At 33.3% G+C, this 24,832-nt stretch carries 25 protein-coding genes; 14 read left to right on the top strand and 11 right to left on the bottom strand.

The genetic code is table 11. The features are described from left to right. Positions 1 to 18 precede the first annotated feature (18 nt). The 8 genes from arsB to ACY2IJ_RS08430 form a co-directional block, all read right to left on the bottom strand. Positions 19 to 1,065 carry an ACR3 family arsenite efflux transporter gene (gene arsB / locus ACY2IJ_RS08465; RefSeq protein WP_476726548.1) on the bottom strand — a complete coding sequence of 349 codons (1,047 nt, stop codon included), beginning with the start codon at positions 1,063 to 1,065 and terminating at the stop codon, positions 19 to 21. Between the two features lie 6 nt (positions 1,066 to 1,071). Then, positions 1,072 to 1,704, bottom strand: coding sequence for an arsenate-mycothiol transferase ArsC (locus ACY2IJ_RS08460; protein WP_476723930.1), 633 nt, complete (start codon positions 1,702 to 1,704; stop codon positions 1,072 to 1,074). A 25-nt stretch (positions 1,705 to 1,729) separates the two neighbouring features. Next, positions 1,730 to 2,188: a DUF6428 family protein gene (locus ACY2IJ_RS08455; RefSeq protein ID WP_476723929.1), complete on the bottom strand. Its 459-nt coding sequence runs from the start codon at positions 2,186 to 2,188 to the stop codon at positions 1,730 to 1,732. Between the two features lie 45 nt (positions 2,189 to 2,233). Further along, positions 2,234 to 2,563 carry an ArsR/SmtB family transcription factor gene (locus tag ACY2IJ_RS08450; protein WP_476723928.1) on the bottom strand — a complete coding sequence of 110 codons (330 nt, stop codon included), beginning with the start codon at positions 2,561 to 2,563 and terminating at the stop codon, positions 2,234 to 2,236. Between the two features lie 74 nt (positions 2,564 to 2,637). Next, a complete protein-coding gene (locus ACY2IJ_RS08445) occupies positions 2,638 to 3,234 on the bottom strand; it encodes a lipoprotein signal peptidase (RefSeq protein ID WP_476723927.1) in 597 nt (198 codons plus the stop codon). A 78-nt stretch (positions 3,235 to 3,312) separates the two neighbouring features. Next, complete coding sequence (locus ACY2IJ_RS08440; RefSeq protein WP_476723926.1) at positions 3,313 to 3,699, bottom strand: TraR/DksA family transcriptional regulator; 387 nt, start codon at positions 3,697 to 3,699, stop codon at positions 3,313 to 3,315. 5 nt (positions 3,700 to 3,704) lie between these two features. Further along, positions 3,705 to 7,109 carry an isoleucine--tRNA ligase gene (gene ileS, locus ACY2IJ_RS08435; RefSeq protein ID WP_476723925.1) on the bottom strand — a complete coding sequence of 1,135 codons (3,405 nt, stop codon included), beginning with the start codon at positions 7,107 to 7,109 and terminating at the stop codon, positions 3,705 to 3,707. A gap of 107 nt (positions 7,110 to 7,216) precedes the next feature. Continuing rightward, entirely contained in the window at positions 7,217 to 7,960 is a 744-nt protein-coding gene (locus tag ACY2IJ_RS08430; protein WP_476723924.1) for a TerB family tellurite resistance protein, read from the bottom strand. Positions 7,961 to 8,174: 214 nt separating this feature from the next. On the opposite strand from ACY2IJ_RS08430, the gene ACY2IJ_RS08425 reads away from it, so the two are divergent. Together ACY2IJ_RS08425 and ACY2IJ_RS08420 are read left to right on the top strand one after the other, a co-directional pair. Continuing rightward, positions 8,175 to 8,588, top strand: coding sequence for a BrxA/BrxB family bacilliredoxin (locus ACY2IJ_RS08425; RefSeq protein WP_476723922.1), 414 nt, complete (start codon positions 8,175 to 8,177; stop codon positions 8,586 to 8,588). A gap of 71 nt (positions 8,589 to 8,659) precedes the next feature. Then, entirely contained in the window at positions 8,660 to 9,064 is a 405-nt protein-coding gene (locus tag ACY2IJ_RS08420; RefSeq protein ID WP_476723921.1) for a hypothetical protein, read from the top strand. A gap of 3 nt (positions 9,065 to 9,067) precedes the next feature. Here ACY2IJ_RS08420 and ACY2IJ_RS08415 read toward each other — a convergent pair whose 3' ends face one another. The 3 genes from ACY2IJ_RS08415 to ACY2IJ_RS08405 are packed head-to-tail and all read right to left on the bottom strand — an operon-like array spanning position 9,068 to position 11,155. Further along, positions 9,068 to 9,757 (bottom strand): RluA family pseudouridine synthase, encoded by a 690-nt coding sequence (locus ACY2IJ_RS08415; RefSeq protein WP_476723920.1) that lies wholly within the window; start codon positions 9,755 to 9,757, stop codon positions 9,068 to 9,070. Positions 9,758 to 9,773: 16 nt separating this feature from the next. Next, positions 9,774 to 10,388 carry a ribosome biogenesis GTP-binding protein YihA/YsxC gene (yihA, locus tag ACY2IJ_RS08410; RefSeq protein ID WP_476723919.1) on the bottom strand — a complete coding sequence of 205 codons (615 nt, stop codon included), beginning with the start codon at positions 10,386 to 10,388 and terminating at the stop codon, positions 9,774 to 9,776. Continuing rightward, the gene (locus tag ACY2IJ_RS08405; protein WP_476723918.1) at positions 10,388 to 11,155 is read right to left on the bottom strand and encodes an alpha/beta fold hydrolase; all 768 of its coding nucleotides are present in this window, start codon (positions 11,153 to 11,155) and stop codon (positions 10,388 to 10,390) included. The genes yihA and ACY2IJ_RS08405 overlap by 1 nt, the downstream gene beginning before the upstream one ends. A 221-nt stretch (positions 11,156 to 11,376) precedes the next feature. Between ACY2IJ_RS08405 and mraZ the strand changes: the two genes are divergently transcribed. Genes mraZ through ftsA form a run of 12 tightly spaced genes read left to right on the top strand, consistent with a single transcriptional unit; the run spans position 11,377 to position 24,828 of the window. Further along, the gene (mraZ, locus tag ACY2IJ_RS08400) at positions 11,377 to 11,850 is read left to right on the top strand and encodes a division/cell wall cluster transcriptional repressor MraZ (RefSeq protein WP_476723917.1); all 474 of its coding nucleotides are present in this window, start codon (positions 11,377 to 11,379) and stop codon (positions 11,848 to 11,850) included. Further along, positions 11,837 to 12,739 (top strand): 16S rRNA (cytosine(1402)-N(4))-methyltransferase RsmH, encoded by a 903-nt coding sequence (gene rsmH, locus ACY2IJ_RS08395; RefSeq protein ID WP_476723916.1) that lies wholly within the window; start codon positions 11,837 to 11,839, stop codon positions 12,737 to 12,739. Before mraZ ends, rsmH begins: the two co-directional genes overlap by 14 nt. 1 nt (position 12,740) lies before the next feature. Next, positions 12,741 to 13,064 carry an FtsL-like putative cell division protein gene (locus tag ACY2IJ_RS08390; protein WP_476723915.1) on the top strand — a complete coding sequence of 108 codons (324 nt, stop codon included), beginning with the start codon at positions 12,741 to 12,743 and terminating at the stop codon, positions 13,062 to 13,064. Between the two features lie 9 nt (positions 13,065 to 13,073). Beyond that, positions 13,074 to 15,068, top strand: a complete 1,995-nt coding sequence (locus ACY2IJ_RS08385) for a penicillin-binding protein (protein ID WP_476723914.1) — start codon at positions 13,074 to 13,076, stop codon at positions 15,066 to 15,068. A gap of 1 nt (position 15,069) precedes the next feature. Continuing rightward, on the top strand, positions 15,070 to 16,536 hold the full coding sequence (locus ACY2IJ_RS08380) for a UDP-N-acetylmuramoyl-L-alanyl-D-glutamate--2,6-diaminopimelate ligase (RefSeq protein ID WP_476723913.1): 1,467 nt from the start codon (positions 15,070 to 15,072) through the stop codon (positions 16,534 to 16,536). Further along, positions 16,536 to 17,750 carry a phospho-N-acetylmuramoyl-pentapeptide-transferase gene (gene mraY / locus ACY2IJ_RS08375; RefSeq protein ID WP_476723912.1) on the top strand — a complete coding sequence of 405 codons (1,215 nt, stop codon included), beginning with the start codon at positions 16,536 to 16,538 and terminating at the stop codon, positions 17,748 to 17,750. Before ACY2IJ_RS08380 ends, mraY begins: the two co-directional genes overlap by 1 nt. Continuing rightward, positions 17,751 to 19,085, top strand: a complete 1,335-nt coding sequence (murD, locus tag ACY2IJ_RS08370; RefSeq protein WP_476723911.1) for a UDP-N-acetylmuramoyl-L-alanine--D-glutamate ligase — start codon at positions 17,751 to 17,753, stop codon at positions 19,083 to 19,085. It begins immediately after the preceding gene. A gap of 10 nt (positions 19,086 to 19,095) precedes the next feature. Beyond that, positions 19,096 to 20,304, top strand: a complete 1,209-nt coding sequence (locus ACY2IJ_RS08365) for an FtsW/RodA/SpoVE family cell cycle protein (protein WP_476726547.1) — start codon at positions 19,096 to 19,098, stop codon at positions 20,302 to 20,304. Between the two features lie 8 nt (positions 20,305 to 20,312). Continuing rightward, positions 20,313 to 21,410, top strand: a complete 1,098-nt coding sequence (gene murG / locus ACY2IJ_RS08360; protein ID WP_476723910.1) for an undecaprenyldiphospho-muramoylpentapeptide beta-N-acetylglucosaminyltransferase — start codon at positions 20,313 to 20,315, stop codon at positions 21,408 to 21,410. Beyond that, complete coding sequence (murC, locus tag ACY2IJ_RS08355) at positions 21,401 to 22,744, top strand: UDP-N-acetylmuramate--L-alanine ligase (RefSeq protein WP_476723909.1); 1,344 nt, start codon at positions 21,401 to 21,403, stop codon at positions 22,742 to 22,744. The genes murG and murC overlap by 10 nt, the downstream gene beginning before the upstream one ends. Beyond that, positions 22,741 to 23,457 carry a cell division protein FtsQ/DivIB gene (locus ACY2IJ_RS08350; RefSeq protein WP_476723908.1) on the top strand — a complete coding sequence of 239 codons (717 nt, stop codon included), beginning with the start codon at positions 22,741 to 22,743 and terminating at the stop codon, positions 23,455 to 23,457. Before murC ends, ACY2IJ_RS08350 begins: the two co-directional genes overlap by 4 nt. 6 nt (positions 23,458 to 23,463) lie before the next feature. After that, on the top strand, positions 23,464 to 24,828 hold the full coding sequence (gene ftsA / locus ACY2IJ_RS08345) for a cell division protein FtsA (RefSeq protein WP_476723907.1): 1,365 nt from the start codon (positions 23,464 to 23,466) through the stop codon (positions 24,826 to 24,828). Positions 24,829 to 24,832 lie beyond the last annotated feature (4 nt).

The following is a 24,832-nucleotide window of genomic DNA, read 5'->3' as shown; positions in this document are numbered from 1 at the left end:
TTTTCTTTCTCATGTAGACTAGTTTGTAATTTTTGGATAATACTTTTTTCTTAACCAAAAAGATACTTTAACTAGTAATATTAATGCGGGTACTTCTACCAAAGGACCTATTACTCCTGCAAAAGCCTGTCCTGAATTCAATCCAAAAACGGCAATAGCTACAGCAATGGCCAATTCAAAATTATTTCCTGCTGCTGTAAATGCTACCGATGCTGTTTTATCATATTCGGCCCCTGTTGCTTTGGTAAAAAAGAAACCAATAATAAACATTAACGTAAAGTATAACAACAACGGAACAGCAATAATCAATACATCCATAGGAATTTGTACAATTAATTCTCCTTTTAAAGAAAACATCACCACAATGGTAAATAACAATGCAATTAAAGTTAATGGAGATATTGTAGGAATGTATTTGGTATTGTACCATTCCTCTCCTTTTAATTTTACTAAAAGCACTCTGCTTAAAATTCCTAATAAGAAAGGAATACCTAAATAAATAGCTACACTCTCCGCAATGGTTGCTACAGAAATGTCTACAATAGCACCCTCAAAACCAAAATAAGGAGGTAATACTGTAATAAACAACCATGCATAAAAACTGTATGCAAATACTTGAAAAACACTGTTTAAAGCAACCAAACCAGCTCCATATTCACTACTTCCATCCGCAAGGTCATTCCATACCAAAACCATGGCAATACAACGGGCTAAACCAATTAAAATTAATCCGACCATGTATTCAGGGTAATCACGTAAAAAAGTGATGGCCAATACAAACATCAATACAGGTCCAATAATCCAGTTAAGAATTAAAGAGATAGAAAGTATTTTGGTGTTTCTAAATACCTTTGGCAATAGCGAGTAGTTTACTTTAGCTAAAGGAGGATACATCATTAAAATTAACCCAATAGCAATAGGAATATTAGTAGCTCCACTGCTCATAGAATTTATAAGGTCTGGAAAAGTTGGTGCAAAATATCCAATACCTACACCAATAATCATGGCTGTAAAAATCCACAGTGTTAGGTTTCTATCTAAAAAGCCTAGTTTTTTCATTTTAATGATTTTTTAAGATTTTACTTGAGAAAAAACATAGAACATTTCTGTTGCTATTTGTAAACTTCTTTCGTTGTATTTTTCAGTCTGTTGAGGTGTATTGTCAAACGCTTTTGGATCTTCAAAAGTAATAGGAATACGTTTTTCTGCTCCTGCAATAAAAGGACATCCACCATCTGCTTGAGAACAAGTCATTACTGCAGCAAACTCTCCTTCTGGATTAAAAGTATCATCTAATTTTTTAGAAAAACCAATAATAGGATGTGCATTTTGGCTATACTTAATACTATATACAGGATTGTCTGTTTCAGAAAGTTTTTGAATTTGAAATCCATTACTTTCCAAAGTTTCTGCTACTTTAGGAAAAAGAGCCGTAGCTTCTGTTCCACCAGAATAACAATACACGTTTTTAATTCCAAAATAAGATGCTGTGGCTTGAGCCCAAACTTGAGACAAGTGACTTCTTCTTGAATTGTGTGTGCAAATAAAGTTGATACGAATGTCTTCTTTATTTTCTGCTTTAGACTGAATAAAATCAACTAAAGGTTGTAGAGCTTCTTTACGTTCTGCCGAAATAGTTTCGGGTTGTAAACTTTTAATAGTTTCTGCAATGTTAGTAAATACATTAGATTTTGTAGCGATCATTTTTTTATGGTTTAATTTTTAATAATTAACAACAACCTCCTCCTGGAGTACAACTGTTAGTTGTTACAGGAATTTCTTTTTCTTTAGGTTCTGGAATACCACAACTATCTTTCGCTAAACAATCTGTTTGTTTAGAGGTTAGTAAAAAGTTTTTTCCGTTAAAGTCCAATCCAAATTTCCCAATAGTTTCTGCTTGGTACTCTACCTCAATTTCTAAATCTTCTATACCCAGCGTTTTTTCTGATAATTCAATGATGTTTAATAATTTTTCTGGATGCAATCTGTGGTCATAATCATCTGCATTCCATAACTGAAAGTTTACAACCTCTTCTTTACGAACGGTTCCACCACAGTCTATAAAGTGTTTGCTTACTTTTCCTACTTCTGTAACGTGAAAATGACTAGGAACCAATTCTCCATTTGGCAATTCAAAAGCGATGGTTTCTAATCTGTTTAATTCTTTTTTTACTTCTGATAATTTCATAATATTTATATATTGCGTTTTTACGATTAATGATGGCAAATTTTTTTAACAGCAGTTCTTTTCTGTTAAGTCTTGATTTAAAAATTCAAACATAATTTCTTTCATATCTAACCAGTTTTGTGAGTCTATACAATAGCAAACACTAGTTCCTTCAATACTACCTTTAATTAGTCCTAAGTTTTTTAGTTCTTTTAAATGCTGTGATATAGTGGGTTGTGCCAATCCAATTTCATTCACCAAGTCTCCACAAACACAAGAATTAATCTTGAATAAGTGTTGTAGAATTGCCACTCTAGCAGGATGCCCAAAAGCTTTAGCTAACAATGCTATTCTGTTTTGTTCTACGGTAAATTTTTCAGTTTTAACTAAACCCATCTATGTTAAATTATATATTGCAATATTACGATTAATTATGTTTGTACAAAAACAGAAAGGCATTTTTATTAAAATTATTTTTTAGGGAAGATTGTTTTACTAAAGAATAATAAAATCATAACCCCAATAGATATTGCAGAGTCGGCAATGTTAAAAATGGCATTAAAAAAAGTAAAAAAATTACCTCCCATTATAGGTAGCCATTCTGGTAGTGTGCCTTGCCAAATAGGGAAATAAAGCATGTCTACCACCTTTCCGTGAAAAAGAGTACCGTAGGGGTTAGAGGTTGTAAAAGTGGCAACCTGCCCATAAGAATCGTTAAAAATAATTCCATAAAAAACAGAATCTATTATGTTTCCTAAAGCTCCACAAAAAATTAAAGACACAGCAATAATTAACAAATTGTGATTTTTGTCTCTTATGCAGTTACGCAACCAAATTCCAATTCCCACAATAGCGCATAAACGGAATAAAGTAAGGATTAATTTACCAGTTTTTCCACCTAATTCTGTTCCCCAAGCAGCCCCATTATTTTCAATAAAATGAATTCTGAACCAATCAAAAACATAAATTTCTTCACCTAATTGAAAATTAGTTTTAATGTATATTTTACTGATTTGATCAATTAGCAAAACAACGATAATTAATAGAATAGATTTTTTTGTGTTCATAGGGATTTTAAAAAGAAAAGTTTGCAACCGAAATTACAAACTTTTATTATATGGCAATTAAAAGAACATTGTTCTTTTTTATTTTCTTTCAGCGTTTTTTGCATCAATACTTAAGGTTGCATGTGGAACCAAACGTAATCTTTGCTTTTGTATTAATTTTCCTGTAGCACGGCAAATACCATAAGTTTTATTTTCAATACGCAATAAAGCATTTTTTAAATCGCGAATAAACTTTTCTTGACGAATTGCTAACTGTACGTTTGCTTCTTTAGACATGGTTTCAGAACCTTCTTCAAAAGCTTTAAATTGAGGAGAAGTATCGTCTGTATTGTTAGAACTTCCGTTTTTATAAGAGCTTTGTAAGATTTCTAAATCTTTCTTAGCTTTTTCAATTTTCTTTAAAATAATCTCTTTAAACTCTGCTAAATCAGCATCGCTATATACTACTTTTTCATCTGTTGCCATAACGTTTAAATTTTATGTATATCAATTTTACTTTTAATATCGTCAAACTCTATAGCCAAACCATTTGCTAATTCGGCTACAAATTCTAATTCTTCAGTTAACGTTTCGCTCTTAATATAATCTTGATTAGCAGTTACAGCGTTTGTTAAACTTTCGTTGTTAAGAATCGATAATTTAATTTTATCAGTAACTTCTAAACCAGAATCTTTTCTTAAGTTTTGAACTCTATTAATTAATTCTCTTGCAATTCCTTCGTTTCTTAATTCCTCAGAAATAGTAACATCTAAAGCAACGGTTAAACCTCCTTGGTTTACAACCAACCAACCTTCAATGTCTTGAGAGCTAATCTCAACTTCTTCTAGCGTTAAATCTACTAAATTTTCTTCAATCTTAACATTAATTTTACCTTCACGTTCCAGTTTTGCAATGTCTTCTTGCGTAAATTTTTGAATTTCAGCACCTACGAATCTCATATTTTTACCAAAACGAGGTCCTAGAACTTTAAAATTAGGTTTGATGTTTTTAACCAACACACCCGAAGCATCGTCTAGCAATTCTATTTCTTTAACGTTTACCTCTGATAAAATTAATTCTTTAACAGCTTCTATATCCTCTTTTTGTTGATGATCTAATACAGGAATCATTATTTTTTGTAATGGTTGACGTACTTTGATCATTTCTTTTTTACGCAATGACAATACCATTGATGATATTTGTTGTGCTTTTTGCATTTTACGCTCTAAGTCACTATTAATAACAGTATTATCAGCTTTTGGAAACTCGGCCAAATGTACAGATTCAAAACTTTCTGTTTGTGTAGCAGAGGTTAAATCTTTGTAAAGATTGTCCATGAAAAATGGGGCAACAGGAGCTCCAAGTTTTGCAACTGTTAGCATACATGTATATAGTGTTTGGTAAGCAGATATTTTATCAGTACCGTAGTCGCCTTTCCAGAACCTTCTTCTGCTTAAACGTACAAACCAGTTAGATAAGTTTTCGGTTACAAAGTCTTGAATTTCACGTGTGGCTTTGGTGGCTTCGTAACTATTGTAAAATTTATCTACTTTTTGAATTAAGGTGTTTAATTCCGATAAAATCCAACGATCAATTTCAGGTCTATCTTCTAGTTTTATGTCAGCTTCAGTATATTTAAATCCATCAATATTGGCATATAAAGTAAAGAAAGAATATGTATTGTATAGTGTTCCAAAAAACTTACGTCTTACTTCATCTACTCCTTCTAAATCAAACTTAAGATTGTCCCATGGGTTGGCATTAGAAATCATGTACCAACGTGTAGCATCAGGTCCGTACTGATCCATGGTTGAAAAAGGATCAATACCATTACCTAAACGCTTAGACATTTTTTTACCATGCTTGTCTAAAACCAATCCGTTAGATACTACATTTTTGTAGGCAACATTGTCAAAAACCATGGTGCTAATTGCATGCAAGGTGTAAAACCATCCACGAGTTTGATCTACTCCTTCTGCAATAAAATCAGCAGGATAAAACTCTTTGTTGTCTATTAATTCCTTGTTTTCAAAAGGATAATGTTGTTGTGCATAGGGCATGGCACCAGAATCAAACCAAACATCAATAAGGTCTGCTTCTCGTTTCATAGGTTGTCCTTTAGGAGAAATTAAAGTAATCTCATCAACTATGTTTTTATGCAAGTCGATTTGATTGTAATTTTCTTCGGACATGTTTCCAACTTCAAAAGCATCAAAAGAAGTAGGGTTTTTAATACCCGCTTCACGAGCTTTTTCAATTTCAACTTTTAATTCTGCAACAGAACTAATCAATATTTCTTCTGTACCATCTTCGGTTCTCCAAATTGGTAATGGAATTCCCCAATAACGAGAACGAGATAGGTTCCAGTCGTTTGCGTTTTTAAGCCAGTTTCCAAAACGACCCGTTCCGGTAGATTCTGGTTTCCAGTTAATGGTTTCGTTTAATTGGTGCATACGGTCTTTAACTTCCGTAATTTTTATAAACCAAGAGTCTAATGGGTAGTACAATACAGGTTTGTCTGTTCTCCAACAATGTGGGTAACTGTGCTTGTATTTTTCTACATGAAAGGCTTTGTTTTCTTCCTTTAACTGAATGGCAATTTCTACGTCTACAGATTTTTCTGGAGCTTGGCCATCATTATAGTATTCGTTTTTTACATATTTTCCTGCATGAGGGCCTACGTGTTTGGTAAATTTCCCTTGTAAGTCTACCAAAGGAACTGGGTTTTCGTTGTCATCTAAGACCAACATTGGTGGTACTTCTGGTGTTGCATTTTTTGCTACAAAAGCATCATCTGCACCAAAAGTAGGAGCTGTGTGCACAATACCTGTACCGTCTTCTGTAGTCACAAAATCTCCTGTAATTACTCTAAAAGCATTTTCTGGATTTTCATACGGTAGTGCCCAAGGTAATAATTGCTCGTACTTTATTCCTTCTAAATCTTTACCCAAAAAGGTTTCTCCAACTAAAAACGGAATTTTTTTATCTCCTTGCTTATAAGCTTGTAGTTCTTCTTCAGTTGTTACAGCAGCAAACTTTTTTCCAAATTGTTTTGCAACTAAGTTTTTAGCCAAGACAACGTTGATAGGTTCAAAAGTATATTGATTGTATGATTTTACTAAAACATACTCAATTTTTGGCCCTACGGTTAAGGCTGTGTTACTTGGTAAAGTCCAAGGAGTAGTTGTCCATGCTAATAAATGTACTTCTTCTAAGTTTTGTAAACTAGCAGGAAGTGTTTTTGTAATTGCTTTAAACTGAGCAACAATAGTAGTATCTGTAACATCTTGATAAGCTCCAGGTTGATTAATTTCGTGAGAACTTAATCCTGTTCCAGCTTTAGGTGAATAAGGCTGAATGGTATATCCTTTGTAAATTAAGTCTTTTTTATAAATCTGACCCAACAACCACCATACAGTTTCCATGTATTTAGGTTTGTAGGTAATGTACGGATCTTCCATATCTACCCAATACCCAATACGCTCTGTTAAGTTGTTCCAAATATCGGTATATTTCATTACTGCTTTTTTACAAGCAGCATTGTATTCTTCAATCGTAATTTTTGTACCAATGTCTTCTTTGGTAATTCCCAATTCTTTTTCTACACCTAATTCTACTGGTAAACCGTGTGTATCCCATCCAGCTTTACGTTGTACTTTAAACCCTTTCATGGTTTTAAAACGAGGGTAAACATCTTTAATGGTTCTTCCTAAAACGTGATGAATTCCAGGTAGTCCGTTTGCAGATGGTGGTCCTTCAAAAAACACGTAAGGTTCTTTTCCTTCTCTAGCATCAATACTTTTTTGAAAGATGTTGTTTTCTTGCCAAAATTTTAATGTTTCTGCAGCAATGTTCGTTAAACTTAATCCTTTGTGTTCTTTGAATTTTGTACTCATTTTATTGGGTATTCATTTAGGTTTGCGAAAATACGCTTTTAATTGATGAATCACAATAGGATTTTTGCTTGTATTTGAGGTTTTTAGGAACAAAAAAAGAAAGAGTTTTAAATTCCTCTTTCTTTTTTAATGGTATCGTAAGCTTCTTGAATTTTCTGAAATTTTTCTTGCGCTCCTTTTAAATGCTCTTCACCTAAATGACTTAATTTATCAGGGTGATGTTGTTTGACCAATCTTCTATATGCTTTTTTAATTTCATCGTTAGTCGCATTTTTATCAATTTCTAAAATTTGATAAGCAGCTTCTGCATTGTTATAAAACATTGCTTTTATAGAGTTAAAACTAGCTTGGCTAATGTATAAATAATTAGCAATTGTTTGAATGGTTTGTACTTCCACATCAGCTACATGACCATCTGAATCTGCAATGGCGAATAAGAAATGAACCAGTTGAGTACGAGACTCGGCAGTCATATGGTTTCTTATTTGAGTACAAACTTCTTGTGTAGATAGTGTGGTGTCGTTAATAATTCCTTTAAATAATTTAAAAGCATTGTTGGCCCTATCTTTTCCATACATCTGTACAAAATAGTTGCGAACATAGTCTAATTCTTTCTGTAAAATTTTTCCATCGGCTTTAATAACTACAGCGGCTAAAAATAGTAAGCTAATTTCAAAGTCTCCTGCTTGTGTTGTTTGGTTAGTATAGCTATTGTTATTGGTTTGAAATTCAGAATAATCTGTAGAAGCTCCTTTTAATACAGAGCCAATTAAATAACCTAACGCAGCACCAATAGGTCCTCCTGCAGCCCATCCAATTCCGGCTCCAATCCAATTTGCGAATTTTTTCATTTTCTGTTTTTTAATTTTAAAGTTTAAATAAAACAAGAATCTTGCCTTTATTGGAATCGGAAGATCTGTCAGTAAAAGTATGTAGAGGAGGTTTGTTTTTTACGAATTTCGATAAAGTGTCATACTGTAAGGTTTTGGAATATTTATTGTCTAAATTTGCACATCGATTCCAAGTTAAGAATCGTTTATGTAGAATTTAAAAAAGTATATAGATATGTATCCACAAGAATTAACAGCTCCAATGGAGGCTCAATTAGTACAAGCAGGAGTAGAGGCTTTAAAGTCTCCTGCAGATGTTGAATCGTTTTTAGCAAAAGAAGGAACTGCTTTGGTAGTGGTAAATTCAGTTTGTGGTTGTGCTGCAGGAACGGCAAGACCAGGAGTAATTGCTTCTTTACAAAACGCAAAATTACCAACAAGCTTAGGAACTGTGTTTGCAGGAGTTGATGGACCAGCAGTTCAAAAAGCACGTGAATTTATGATTCCTTTTCCTCCATCATCACCAGCGGTAGCGTTGTTTAAAGACGGTCAATTGGTACACATGTTAGAACGTCATCACATTGAAGGGCATTCGGCAGAAGCTATTGCAGCAAACTTGTCTGGAGCCTATGATGAGTATTGTTCATAAACAATAAGTAAAATAAAATGTATAAAAAGCCTGACTTAGTCAGGCTTTTTTATTTTTGTTGAAAAATAAAAATGAAAAAGTGGTTGATAGTTGTTTTCTTGTTTAATAGTTTTTTGGGTTTTTCGCAAAGTTTTAAAAACCAGAAACGGACATCTGTAAGATTAAAGAGTGAAATAGGTCAAAAAAAAGTGCTAAAAGACTCTGTGGTTTTAAAGAGTAGTACTTTTTTTAAATTAAAAGATACTATTGGTAAAACACTTGAATTGAAAATTCCTGGAGTGGAAGTATCAAAGGATTTGACAGTTTATTCCAAAAAGAAGAAAAAAGAAAAAAAGAAGAAAAAGAAAAGAGAGCTTGATTCTTGGTTTATAAATCAGTTTCATCAAAATTTATTTCAAGAACAGCAAAATCATCAAAATCAGATAATGCAACAGCAAATCCAGCGAGCTCAAAATAATATGATGAGAATTCCTTAAGGTTTAACCTTCGCAAGCTTTCCAAATAGCATCATCAGGAACCGGAGCAATTATTGTTACCGGTTCTTTTTTTACCGGATGGATAAATTCTATTTTACGAGCATGCAAGTGAATGCTTCCATCTTTATTACTTCGTTTGGCACCATATTTTAAATCTCCTTTAATGGTGCATCCTAAAGAAAAAAGTTGTACTCTAATTTGATGGTGTCTACCGGTTTCTAATTCAATTTCTAATAGCTGAAAATTATCTAGTTTTTTTAGAATTTGGTAGTGGAGGATAGCGTGTTTAGCTCCTTGTGTATTGGGATTGCAAATGCTAGATTTGTTGTTCTTAGGGTTTTTAACCAAATGATGAGATAAGGTTTGTTTTGCAGGAATATCAATTTTGTTCACTACGGCCCAATAGGTTTTGTGAATTTTTTTATCTCGCAACGCTTTGTTTAATCTTTCTAAAGCTTTAGAGGTTTTTGCAAAAATTACAATTCCAGAAGTAGGTCTGTCTAATCGGTGTACCACACCTAAATAAACATTCCCTGGTTTGTTTTCTTTTTCTTTAATGTATTCTTTAACAACATCACTTAAAGGTTTGTCGCCAGTTTTATCACCTTGTGTAATATCGCCAGAACGTTTGTTAACCACTACAATGTGATTGTCTTCAAATAAAACTTTTAAATTTTGTTTTGTAGAGTGCATAAACAAGTAATACTAGTTATAGATTTCCAGTATTAAAATCACTATTAATTTGATCAATAAAACTTAAAATTTCTTCTTTTCCACTTTTGTTGCTAGATGATGAAGTGAAATAAGTAGGGAAATATGCCCAATTCCCTTTTAACATAACTTCTTTGTATTTGGTTATGTTTTGGGTAATGGCTTTAGGTTTTAATTTGTCTGTTTTGGTGAATATAATAGCAAAAGGAATTTCATTTTCTGCTAAAAATTCCATAAAATCTACATCTATTTTCTGAGGTGTATGACGAGAATCTATCAATACAAATGTGCAAACCAGTTCTTTACGTTGCTTAAAATAGTCGGTAATAAAACTTTGAAATTCTTTTTTTGTTGATTTTGAAACACGTGCGTAACCATAACCAGGCAAATCTACCAAAAACCAGTTTTTATTAATCTTAAAATGATTGATTAATTGTGTTTTTCCTGGAGTACTAGATGTTTTTGCAAGCTTATTTCTACCCGTAAGCATGTTTATTAAAGAAGACTTACCAACGTTAGATCTTCCAATAAATGCGTATTCAGGAATGTTTTCTGTAGGGCATTTAGATACCTCAGAATTACTGATGACAAATTCGGCAGATTTAATCTGCATTATTTCAAATTGTTTTTTTCAAACCAAGCAGCAACAATTTCGTTAAATAAATCTGGGTGTTCCATCATAGGAGCATGTCCACATTTATCAATCCAAAATAATTCTGAATTTGGCATTAATTGATTAAACTCATTTGCTACATCTGGCGGTGTAACATTGTCTTGTTTTCCCCATACCAAACAAGTAGGTATCTTCATGTTAGGCAAATCTTTAGCCATATTGTGTCTAATGGCACTTTTAGCTAATGCTAAAATACGAATTGCACAGTTTCTATCGTTTACGGTTTCAAATAAATCATCAACCATTTTTTTGGTAGCTGTTTTTGGATCGTAAAACACAGCCTCTGTTTTGGCTTTTATATATTCGTAGTCTCCTCGTTTTGGGTATGTGTCACCCATGGCATTTTCATATAAACCAGAGCTACCCGTAAGTACTAAAGAATTTACCAGTTCAGGAAAAGCTTTGGTAATGTATAAAGAAACATGACCTCCAAGGGAGTTTCCTAATAGTATAGCGTTAGGAACGTTTTTAAATTCCATAAAGTTTTTTACGAATTTAGCTAAGTTCTTAACATTGGTTTTAATTATAGGTAATGTATATATAGGTAATTCAGGTACTAAGACTCTGTATCCGTTTTTAGAAAAGTGTTTTACCACACCCGCAAAATCATCAAGAGTTCCCATTAAACCGTGTAAAACAATAATTGTTTTACCTTCTCCAGCTTCAATGTACTTAAACTCTCCCTCCGTTTTAACGTTATATTCCATGCTTATTTTCTAGGCTTAGGTTTGGCACAAATGTAAACTTTTTTTGATAAAAAAACACGAATTGTTAAATATAGCTGTTTTGCAAAGAATAGCGTTCTTAACTAGTTGATATTTAAAATGTAAGCATTTGGCTTGTTTGTGGGAAAACTTATTAACAATGTGGGGTAAAGTGGTAAAAAGTGGTAAAATATTTTATATTTTTGAAAAATAGAACGAAAAAGGTGGAATCATTAATAGGAACATATGAATGTAAGACAGACACGAAAGGTCGTGTAATGCTTGCGGCTGGATTAAAAAAACAGCTAGAAAGTGTTGTGCATGAGGGGTTTGTGTTAAAGCGTTCTGTGTTTCAGCCTTGTTTGGAGTTGTATCCAATGAAAGAATGGAACAAGGTGATGGGGCAGGTTGGAAAACTGAATCGTTTTGTGAAAAAAAACAATGATTTTATTCGATTGTTTACTGCGGGTGTAAAAAATATAGAGTTAGATGCTTCTGGAAGATTGTTATTGCCAAAAGATTTGTTGGCATATTCTAAAATAAAAAAAGAAGTAGTGTTGTCATCAGCAGTATCTATTATAGAGATATGGGATAAAGAATTGTACGAAAATGCAATTAATGGAGCTTTAGATGATTTTGCTGAGTTGGCAGAGCAAGTTATGGGAGGTTTAAATACAGAAGAGAATGAGTTATCATAGTCCAGTGTTGTTAAAAGAGAGTGTAGATGCTTTAGAAATAAAGCCAGATGGGGTGTATGTAGATGTGACTTTTGGAGGAGGTGGACATTCTAGAGAGATTTTATCTAGGTTAGGAGAAGAAGGAAAGTTGTTTGCTTTTGATCAAGACCCTGATGCTCATGAAAATGCTTTGGATGATGATCGGTTTACTTTAATACCTCAAAATTTTAGATACATACAACGTTTTTTAAGGTTTTATGGTGTTAGAAAAGTAGATGGTGTTTTGGGTGATTTTGGAGTTTCATCTCATCAATTTGATCAGGCAGAGAGAGGTTTTTCTACTCGTTTTGATGCTCAGCTAGATATGCGAATGGATCAAAAGTCTGAGGTAAGTGCCTACCATATTATTAATGAGTATTCACAAGAAGATTTAGCCAATCTTTTGTTTCAATATGGTGAGTTAAGAAATGGGAGAGCAATGGCAAAGGTAATTGTAGAAGCTCGTACAGAACAAAAGATTGAAACCAGTTTTGAGTTGAAAGAAGTGTTGGCCCAGTTTTTACCAAAAGCAAAAGAACATAAAATTTTAGCTCAAATTTTTCAAGCGCTAAGAATAGAAGTAAATCAAGAGTTAGAGGTATTGAAAGAGTTTTTAGCTCAGATTCCTGAAATTTTAACAGAAGATGGTAGGTTGAGTGTTATCTCGTATCACTCTTTAGAAGATAGATTGGTTAAGAGGTTTATTCAGAAAGGATTGTTTGAAGGAGAGCCAGAAAAAGATTTTTATGGAAATTTTAGCGTGCCTATGGTAAAAGTAGGTGGGTTAATTGTTCCTAGTAAAGAAGAAATAAAAAATAACAATAGAGCGCGTAGTGCTAAACTAAGGATTGCAAAATTGAAAAAGACCTAATATGGGAGTTGGAGAATTTGTATCGGGGTTGTTAAAAGGAGATTTTTTAGTGAAAACAGACTCTTTTAAGAATTGGAGGGTCATTTTTGTTGTGTTAATGATGTCTATAGTAATGATTACTTGTGCACATAGAACCGATGAAAAAGTAATAAAAATTGCAGTTTTAACTAAAAAGATAAGAGCCTTAAAAGCAGAGTATATTGATAGTGCTACTAAGGTAACTCATTTAAAAATGGAGTCTACCATTAAAGAAAAAGTAGCGGAGCAGGGTTTGGAAGCATCGGAAGAACCTCCTGTAAAAATTGTTGTAAAAACGTCTAAATAAATAGTACAATTGAGTACCACAAAAAAAAGTATTGTAGATAGATTGGGCTGGTTGGTGTTAATGCTAACCCTGCTTTTTATTGTATTGGCTATACGTGTGGGGTATATTCAATCTGTAGAAGGAACTCATTATCGTAAAATATCTGCTCAGCGTACAATTAAAACAGATACTGTTTTTGCGAATAGAGGAAATATATATGCTACCAATGGAGATTTGTTGGCGACAACCATGTCTAAATATACAGTACGATTGGATTTGGTGTCTATTAAAAATGATGTGTTTGAAAAAAACATCAATGCATTAAGTGATTCTTTGTCTGTTTTATTTGGAAAACCATCATTGTATTATAAAAACTATTTAAGAACCGCCAAAAGACGTAAGAATCGTTATTTGTTTTTGGCTAAAGACCTAGGGTATATAGATTATGCAAGGTTAAAAACATTTCCAATTTTAAGATTGGGTCAATATAGAGGTGGGTTAATTACCGAGCAAAGAAATGTAAGAGCTAGACCTTTAGGGGAGATGGGAGTAAGAACTGTTGGTTATGCCGATTATCGAGGTAATGTAGGAGTAGAAGGTGCTTATATAAAATATTTAAGAGAACAGCACGGTTGGAGAAAAAAGCAAAAAATAGCCAAAGGACAGTGGAAACCTATCAACGATAAAAATGAACAAGAACCACAAGATGGTAGTGATGTAATTACAACCATTGATGTGAATATACAAGATGTAGCTCATCATGCTTTGTTAGAGCAGTTAGAAAATTTTGAGGCGGATCATGGTTGTGTGGTAGTGATGGAAACCAAAACAGGTGAAATTAGAGCTATTGCGAATTTGGGAAAAAATGGTGTGAATGGTGGGTATTATGAAAAAAGAAACTATGCAATTTATGAGGCACAAGAACCTGGCTCTACATTTAAATTGGCTAGTTTGTTAGTAGGGTTGGAAGATAAAAAAGTAGATACAGGAGATGTTGTAGATACAGAAAAAGGAAGAATTAAGGTTTATGGAAGAAGTATTATAGATTCTCATAGAGGAGGGTATGGGAAAATATCTTTGGCTAGAGCAATAGAAGTTTCTTCTAATGTCGGAATTGCAAAAATGGTCATGGAATCTTATAGTAGCAATCCTCAGCAGTTTGTAGATGGAATTAACAAATTAGGTTTTGGTAGTAAAATAGGAGTACCAATTAAAGGGGAAGGAAAACCGTTTATACCCGATCCAAAATATGTTAAAAGAGGAGATCCAAAAAGCTGGAATGGATTGTCTTTGCCTTGGATGGCTTGGGGCTATGGTGTAAAAGTAACGGCTCTGCAATTGCTTACCTTTTACAATGCTATTGCTAACAATGGAGTAATGGTAAAACCAAAGTTTATTAAAGAGTTAAAAAACAACGGAGAGGTAGAAAAATCTTTTGCCCCTGAAGTTTTAAATCCAAAAATAGCTTCTGAAGAAACCATTTCTAAGTTGCAAGAAATTTTAAAGAATGTAGTTGTAAGAGGAACAGGAGAAAAATTGTATTCTCCTAAATTTTCAATGGCAGGTAAAACAGGTACTTGTCAAACTGAATATTGGACAGAAAATACACAATATGTTTCTTCTTTTGCTGGTTTTTTTCCGGCAGAAAATCCTAAATATTCATGCATTGTAGTGGTAAATAAACCTAATAAAAGAAAAGGGTATTATGGAGCCACAGTGGCAGCTCCTGTGTTTAAAGCAATTGCTCAAAAAATATATACTAGCGATTTGCAAGAGGAAGAAGTGTTTTTAGGAACTCCTCAATTAGCCTTGCTAGAACAGTCAAACAAACAGTTTCAAAAAGAAAATTTAAATACAGAAAGTAAAATGCCGAATGTTAGTGGTATGCCAGTAATGGATGCTATTTCGGTGTTAGAAAATAAAGGATTAAAAGTAGCGCTTAACGGAGATTTAGGTTTTGTTAAAAAGCAATCTATTAAACAAGGGGTAGCTATAAAAAAGGGACAACAAGTAGTATTGTATTAATATGGAATTAAATAAAATTTTACATAATGTAAAGGTACTAGCCTCTAAAAACTGGAATCAACAGTTGGTAGAAGTAACAGCTATTGCTTTTGATTCTAGAAAGGTAGTATCTAATACTTTGTTTGTCGCTCAAAAAGGAGTACATGTAGATGGACATTTGTATATAGACAAGGCAATTGCCTTAGGGGCAAATGTTATTGTTTGTCAAGAGTTACCAGAAAAAATTCATTCATCCACAATATACATAGTTGTAGCCAATGCCAATATAGCTTTGGCTCAATTGGCAGCTAATTTTTACGAACATCCCTCAGAAAAAATAAAGTTAGTAGGGGTTACAGGTACCAACGGAAAAACAACAGTGGCTAGTTTACTATGTCAGTTGTTTCAGGAGTTGGGGTACAAAACAGGATTGTTGTCTACGGTAAAAGTAGTAATAGATCAAGAGGTTTTTTCGGCAACACATACCACGCCAGATTCATTAGCAATCAATCAGTTTATGGCTCAAATGGTAAAAAGTGGAGTGGAATATTGTTTTATGGAGGTGAGTTCTCACGGAATTCATCAAGCTAGAACTTATGGATTAGATTTTAATGGTGGAGTTTTTACCAATATTACACACGATCATTTAGATTATCACAAAACGTTTAGCGAGTACAGAGATGTTAAAAAAGCATTCTTTGATAATTTGCCAAAAAAAGCTTTTGCATTAACTAATGTAGATGATAAGAATGGGAATATTATGTTGCAAAATACCAAGGCAGTTAAAAAATCCTATTCCCAAAAAACATTGGCAGATTACAAAGTAAGAATTTTAGAAAAGAGTTTTTCTGGAATGTTATTGCAAATTAACAATCAAGAGGTTTGGGTGCAATTGGTTGGAGGTTTTAACGCTTCTAACTTAGCGGCTATTTATGGAGTAGCCAAAGAATTAGGGGTTGATGATTTGGAATTGTTAACAGCTTTAAGTCAATTAAAAAGTGTAGATGGTAGGTTTCAATATCAAGTATCTAATACAGGTATTGTAAGCGTGGTAGATTATGCACACACTCCCGATGCTTTAAAAAATATATTAAGTACTATTAAAGATATTGCACAGCCTAACGTGAATTTAATTACGGTAGTAGGTTGTGGTGGTGATAGAGATAAAACCAAAAGACCTAAAATGGCAGCCATTGCTGCTGAATTAAGTACGCAAGTTATTTTAACGTCAGACAATCCTAGAACAGAAAATCCTACTGCTATTTTAGAAGATATGGAGGCTGGGATTACAGAAGATTTTTCGGCCAAAGTTCTGGTTATAGAAGATAGAAAACAAGCCATTAAAACTGCTTGTAAATTGGCAAAAAAGAACGATGTGGTTTTGGTGGCAGGAAAAGGACACGAAACCTATCAAGAAATTAATGGAGAACGATTTTATTTTAACGATAAAGAAACACTAATAGAAACCTTTGAAATACTAAAAAAATAATGTTGTATTACTTGTTCGATTTTTTAGAAAATGAATATCAATTAACAGGAGCTAGTTTGTTTCAGTTTATCACATTCCGTTCTGCTTTGGCATTTATGGTTTCATTGCTATTGTCTACTATTTACGGAAAAAGATTAATCAACTATTTAAGAAAACAACAAATAGGAGAAACAGTTAGAGATTTAGGTTTAGATGGACAAGTACAAAAAGCAGGTACACCAACTATGGGGGGAATTATTATTATTCTAGCCACCTTAATTCCGGTGTTCTTATTTGCCAAGTTAGATAATATTTATGTATTAATTCTAATTGTAACTACCTTATGGATGGGGGTTATAGGTTTTATAGATGACTACATTAAAGTATTCAAAAAAGACAAAGAAGGATTAAAAGGAAAGTTTAAAGTCTTGGGGCAAGTTGGTTTAGGATTGTTTGTAGGAGTGATGTTTTATTTTCATCCATCGGTAACTATGAAATCTGAATTGCCTTTTTCAGAAAAAATAGCCAACACACATTTGTTTGGACAAGCTCATAAATCAGTAAAAACAACCATTCCTTTCTTAAAGGGAAATGAATTTGATTATGCCTCTGTTTTAAATTGGGTAGGAGATGATTTGTCTAGTTACGCTTGGCTTATTTTTATTCCAGTAGTTATTTTTATTGTAACAGGAGTTTCTAATGGAGCCAATTTAACAGATGGAATTGATGGATTAGCAGCTGGAAGTTCTACCATTATTGTAGCAGTTCTGGGGGTTTTTGCATGGGTGTCCGGAAATATTGTGTTTTCTGATTATTTGAATGTAATGTACATTCCAAATTCAGGAGAAATGACAGTTTATATCAGTGCGTTTGCAGGTGGATTGATTGGTTTTTTATGGTACAATACCTATCCGGCACAAGTGTTTATGGGAGATACAGGTAGTTTAACCATTGGAGGAATTATAGCAGTAATTGCTATTGCAGTTCGTAAAGAACTGTTGATTCCTGTATTGGCAGGAATCTTTTTTGCAGAAAACATGTCTGTAATTCTACAAGTAGGATGGTTTAAATACACAAAGAAAAAGTTTGGTGAAGGTAGAAGAATCTTTAAAATGGCTCCTTTACATCATCATTACCAAAAGAAAGGATATCACGAAAGTAAAATAGTAGCAAGATTTTTAATTATAGGAATCTTGTTGGCTGTGTTGTCTGTTGTAACCTTAAAAATGAGATAGATGGATAGAGTAGTTGTTTTAGGGGCAGGAGAAAGCGGAGTAGGAGCAGCCATTTTAGCTAAAAAGTTAGAAATGGATGTTTTTGTATCTGATAAGTCTGAAATTAAAGAACAGTACTTAAATCAATTAAAAAAAGAAGGAATTGCTTTTGAATCTGGCCAACACACAACTCATTTAATTATGAATGCCACTGTAGTGGTAAAAAGTCCAGGAATTCCAGATCATATTCCATTTATTAAAAGCATTGTGGCAGCAGGAATTCCGGTAGTTTCAGAAATTGAATTTGCAGCAAAATACAGCAATGCTAAAGTTATTGGAATTACAGGTTCTAATGGAAAAACCACAACAACAATGTTAACATATCACTTGTTAAAACAAGCGGGTTATAATGTTGGAATTGCAGGAAATATAGGAGATAGCTATGCCAAACAAGTAGCAAATCAAAATTTTGATAAATACGTTTTGGAGTTGAGTAGTTTTCAGTTAGATGGTATAGCATTTTTTAGACCACATATCGCCATCATTACCAATATTACTCCAGACCATTTAGATAGATATGAGTACAATTTTGAAAAATACATTGCTTCAAAATTTAGAATATCAAAAAATCAAAAATCATCAGATTATTTGATCTATGATGCAGATGACCCTGTGGTTGTGCGGGGAATAAAAAAATACAACCCAAAGGCTCAATTAGTACCATTTTCTTTAGAAACAAAACAAGAATATGGAGCTTATGTAGACCAAAATGATATAGTGATTAATATTAGAAAAAAAGAATTTAGAATGAGCATTTCAAAATTATCAATGCAAGGTAAACACAATACTAAGAATGCTATGGCGGCTACTTTGGCTGCACAATTGCTAAAGGCAAGAAAACAAACAATTTTAGAGTCTCTTGAAAGTTTTGAAGGAGCAGAACATAGATTAGAGCATGTATTAAAAGTAAATGGAGTAGAATATATTAACGATTCTAAAGCAACCAATGTAAACGCAACCTTTTATGCTTTGGAATGTATGAATAATCCAACAGTTTGGATTGTAGGTGGAGTTGATAAAGGAAACGATTATACAGAGCTATATCCGTTGGTTAGAGAAAAGGTAAAAGCTATTATTTGCCTAGGATTAGATAATACTAAAATTAAAGCAGCATTTGGAGGTATTGTAGATTTTATTGAAGAGGTAGAAAGTGCTGATGCTGCAGTTAAAATAGCTTACAAATTAGCCGATAAAGGAGAAACAGTTTTACTATCTCCTGCGTGTGCTAGTTTTGATTTGTTTGAAAATTATGAAGATAGAGGTAGAAAGTTTAAAGATGCTGTAAGAAACTTATAGAATGAAATTAATACGTTACATAAAATCATACATTAAAGGTGACCTTTTTATATGGGCACTAGTTGCTGTATTGGCATTGTTTTCTTTCATGCCAGTTTACAGTGCTAGTACAAACTTGGTGTATGTAGCTGGTAACGGTACTACTATAGGTATTTTAGTAAAGCACGCAGTATTGTTGCTAATGGGGTTTGCTATTATGTTTTTTATCCACAGAGTACCTTACCGTTATTTTAGCGGAGTTTCTGTGGTTATGATTCCCATTGTAATTGTTTTGCTAATTGTAACGTTGGCACAAGGAACTACCATTGGGGGAGCTAATGCTGCCAGATGGATTCGTATTCCTATTATAGGTGTAGGTTTTCAAACATCTACATTGGCTGGTTTGGTAATTATGGTATACACAGCTAGATACTTAGCCAAAAATAAAGAAGTAGAAATAGGGTTTAAAGAAAGTTTGGTAAGATTGTGGGTTCCCATTGCATTGGTCTTAATGTTTATTCTTCCGGCTAACTTTTCTACCACAGCCATTGTTTTCTTAATGGTTTTAATTCTTTGTTTTGTAGGAGGGTATCCGTTAAAGTATTTAGCGGGTATTGTAGGGGCAGGAGTATTAATTTTACTATTGTTTGTGTTAACAGCAAAGGCATTTCCTGGTTTAATGCCTAACAGGGTAGATACTTGGATGAGCAGAATAGAATCTTTTTCGGACAAAGAGTCCAAAGAAGGTTACCAGGTGGAAAATGCAAAAATAGCCATAGCTACAGGTGGAATAACAGGTAAAGGACCTGGTAAAAGTGTTCAAAAGAACTTTTTACCACAATCCTCATCAGATTTTATTTTTGCCATTATTGTAGAAGAATACGGTTTGGTAGGAGCTTGTGGTGTTCTATTGGCCTATTTTATGTTAACATTTAGAATGTATGTAGCTACTAAAAATGCAGGAACGGTGTTTGGAAAGTTGTTGGTAGTAGGGGTTGGTTTTCCTATTGTATTTCAAGCAGTAATTAATATGATGGTAGCTACCAATTTAGGGCCGGTTACAGGGCAAACCTTACCTTTAATAAGTAGTGGTGGTACTTCTATATGGATGACTTGTTTGGCTATAGGGATGGTGTTAAGTGTATCTGCATCGGCAAAATTAACAGAGCAAGAATTAGAAGAGCAAAGTGAAGATCCTTTAGAAAATTTGTACCCAAAAGAAGAATTAGAAGAAGTATAATATAAAGTATGGGTAACATTAAAAAAATATTAATTAGCGGAGGAGGAACAGGTGGACACATCTATCCTGCAATTGCAATTGCTAACGAATTAAAAAATCGTTATCCAAATGCTGAATTTTTATTTGTAGGGGCTCAAGATAAAATGGAAATGGAAAAAGTTCCTCAGGCAGGTTACCAAATTAAAGGACTGTGGATTTCTGGTTTGCAACGTAATTTGTCTGCTAAAAATTTATTATTTCCTTTAAAAGTATTAGACAGTGTTAGGAGAGCAAGAGCTATTGTTCGTGCTTTTAAACCTGATGTAGCTATAGGTACAGGAGGTTTTGCCAGCGGTCCAGTGTTGTATGTAGCGGCTAAAAGAGGAGTGCCAACTTTAATACAAGAACAAAACTCTTATGCTGGTATTACCAATAAGTTGTTGGCCAAAAAGGTAGACAAAGTTTGTGTGGCTTATGAAGGTTTGGAATCTTCTTTTCCTGCACATAAAATAGTATTTACAGGAAATCCGGTAAGGCAAGATTTGTTGACGATTTCATCAAAAAGAGAAGAGGGAGTTCAGCATTTTAAACTAGATGCTTCTAAAAAAACATTGTTAGTGTTAGGAGGAAGTTTGGGAGCAAGAGCTATCAATCAAATTATAGAAACGAATTTAAAAGATTTGTTGCGTAGCGAATTGCAGATTATTTGGCAAACGGGTAAGTTTTATATAGAAGAGTATAAAAAACACAATAGTTTACAAGGAGTGCAAACACATGCCTATTTATCTCAAATGGATTTGGCATATGCAGCAGCAGATATCATTGTGTCTAGAGCTGGAGCAAGTTCGGTTTCTGAATTGTGTATTGTAGGAAAGCCTGTTGTTTTTATTCCATCTCCTAACGTGGCAGAAGATCATCAAACAAAAAATGCATCAGCTGTAGTAAATAAAAATGCAGCTATTTTGTTAAAAGAAACAGATAAAGAACATTTTATGACTAAAATAAAATGTTTGCTTCAAAAAGAAAAAAAGGCAAATCAATTGTCAGAAAATATAAAGGCATTGGCTAAACCTAATGCAACAGTAGAAATAGTAGAAGAAATAGAAAAAATAGCCAAGTGGAATTAAAAGAAATACAGAACATATATTTTGTGGGTATAGGTGGTATTGGAATGAGTGCTATTGCTAGTTATTTTGTGAAAAATGGCAAGCAAGTAGCAGGTTACGACAAAACACCATCTGTGGTTACCGATGCTTTGGATGGTCAAGGTGTGTCTATTTCTTTTGTTGATGAAATTACAACCATTGATGTTTCTTTTCTAAAAGCAGAACATACATTGGTGGTTTATACACCTGCCATTCCTAAGGATAGTAAAATACTAGCGTATTTTAACAACAACGGATTTAAGGTGATAAAGCGAGCGGCTATTTTAGGAGAAATTACCAAAAATACTACTTGTTATGCAGTAGCAGGTACACATGGAAAAACAACAACCTCTTCTATTTTAGGTCACATTATGCATGTGTGTAATACAGGAGCAACTTCTTTTTTAGGAGGAATTACAGAAAATTACAATTCCAATTTAATTTTAGGAGGTGATCAAATATCAGTAGTAGAGGCAGATGAGTTTGATCGTTCCTTTTTACAATTGGCACCTAACGTGGCATGTATTACCAATATGGATGCAGATCATTTAGATATTTATGGAGAAAAAGAAGCTTTGGAAACTTCTTTTCGAGATTTTGCGAATAAGGTGTCTGATTTGTTGATTGTAAAAAAAGGTTTGCCAATTCATGGATTGACATATGGGGTAGAAGAAGAGGCAGATTATCAGGCTTTAAACGTAAAAATAGAAAACGGATCTTTTGTGTTTGATGTAAAAACACCAAGTGGTTTTGTAGAAAATGTAGTGTTTCATTTGCCAGGTAGGCACAATGTATCGAATGCATTGGTGTCTATAGCTATGGCAGAAAAACACGGATTGTCTTTGGAAGAAATTAAAACTTCATTAGCTACTTACAGAGGAGTAAAAAGACGATTTTCTTACAAAATAAAAGAAGCAAATTTTGTGTTGATAGATGATTACGCACATCATCCAACAGAAATTGCAGCTGTAGAAAGTGCGGTTAGAGAAATGTATCCAAATCAAAAAATATTGGTGGTGTTTCAGCCTCATTTGTTTTCTAGAACTAGAGATTTTGCAGATGATTTTGCAAGCAGTCTCTCTAAGTTTGATGAGGTGGTTTTGTTAGATATTTATCCTGCCAGAGAATTGCCTATAGAAGGAATAAATTCAAATTGGTTGTTAGATAAAATCAACAATAATAACAAATCTTTGCAGACCAAAAAAGAAGTAATAAATACAATTAAAAAAACAGATGCTACAGTAGTAGCTATGCTAGGAGCAGGAGATATAGGAGTATTGGTAGAACAAGTAACTAAAGAATTGTTAACATCATGAAAAAATACTTTGTGTACATAAAAACAGTTTTGTTGTTATTCGTAGTAGCACTTATTTTAGGGTTTACATCCAAAAGAAATGCAATGCGAACGGTTTCTAATGTAGATATTAAGTTTAATAATCAGGATAATTTATTTTTAACTCATCAAATGGTTAATAACTTGTTAATACAAAAAAGCAAGCACGTTATAAATCAACCTAAAACCTTAATAAATTTACAAGAATTAGAAAACAAAGTGCAGGCACACCCAATGGTCTCATCTGCACAGGTTTCTGTTGGGATTAAAGGGCAGATAGAAGTAAGTGTAGAACAAAGAAGGCCACTGGTTAGAATGTTTAATGTACAAAATGTAGTTTATTTAGATGCAAAGGGCTTAGAAATGCCTTTGTCTAATAATTATTCGGCAAGAGTTCCAATTATCAACAATAAAAATGGTTTTATCAAAGCCCAAGAAGTGTTTCCGTTAATTCAAAAAATTGACTCAGATGATTTTTTGCAAAAATTAGTGGTATCAATTCAAAAAGATAAAGAAGGATATTGGTTTCAAACTCGTTACCATCAACAAAAAGTTTTGTTAGGTGATTTGAATCAAATAAATCAGAAAATTAAAAAATTAAAAGTGTTTTGCACCTATATGGAAAAAGATAGTTTGTCTGCCACTTTTAAAAAAATAGATTTACAGTACAACAATCAAGTTGTTTGCTCAAAATAAGTAAGGATGGAAAATAACCGTATTGCTATAGGATTAGATATTGGTACCACTAAAATTGCTGCCATGATTGGTCGTGAAAACGAGTATGGTAAAATTGAAGTTTTGGGAATAGGAAAAGCAAAAAGCCTAGGAGTAAAACGTGGAGTTGTAAATAACATTACACAAACAATTCAGTCTATTCAACAAGCTGTTGAAGAGGCAGAAAATGTATCTGGATTAAAAATAGATACAGTTACTGTTGGAATTGCTGGGCACCATATAAGAAGCATTCATCATAGTGATTATATTACTAGACAAGATGCTGAAGAAGTAATTGATGAGCAAGATATAGAGAATTTAATCAACCAGGTACATAAATTGGTTATGTTGCCAGGTGAAGAAATTATTCATGTATTACCACAAGAATATAAAGTAGACAGTCAAGCAGATATTTCTGAACCAATAGGAATGTATGGGGGTAGATTAGAAGCTAATTTTCATGTAGTAGTTGGGCAAGTTTCCCAAATAAAAAACATTGGGAGGTGTGTAACTAGTTCGGGCTTAGGTTTGTCTGCCATTACTTTGGAACCATTGGCATCTGCAGAGGCAGTGCTAAATGATGAAGAAAAAGAAGCAGGTGTTGCTTTAATAGATATAGGAGGAGGTACTACCGATTTGGCCATTTTTAAAGATGGAATTATTAGACACACAGCCGTTATTCCTTTTGGAGGAAATGTAATTACAGAAGATATTAAAGAAGGTTTTTCGATTATAGAAAAACAAGCAGAATTGTTAAAGGTAAAATTTGGATCGGCTTGGCCAGGAGAAAATAAAGACAACGAGATTGTTTCTATTCCTGGATTAAGAGGTAGAGAACCTAAAGAAATTACATTAAAAAGTTTGTCTCAAGTAATTCATGCCAGAGTTACGGAGATTATAGAGCAAGTGTATTTAGAAATTAAAAACTATGGACACGATACACAAAACGGAAAATTAATTGCTGGAATTGTATTAACTGGAGGAGGTTCTCAGGTAAAACATTTAAAGCAGTTAGTAGAATATATTACAGGAATGGATACCCGAATAGGATATCCTAATGAGCATTTAGCAGGAGGATCAGATGAAGCATTGTCAAGCCCAATATTTGCAACTACCGTAGGGTTGTTAATGAAAGGTTTGGAAAAATTACCTGAAGAAAAACAAGAAGTAGTCGAGGAAACACCTGTTTTTGAAAGGGTAGAACCTAAACAAGAAGATGTTGTAGAAAATGAAGTTGTGGAAGAGCAGCCTAAAGAGGTAGAAAAAGAAGAAGTAAAGAAAAAAGAACCTAAAAAATCTTGGCTAGATAAGTTTACCTCTGGACTAAAAGATTTTTTAAACGAAGCAGAATAAAAAT

The sequence above is a fragment of the Wenyingzhuangia gracilariae genome, from assembly GCF_056387575.1.
Note: the sequence above shows the minus strand (reverse complement) of the source record. Positions and strands in the feature narration are given on the sequence as shown.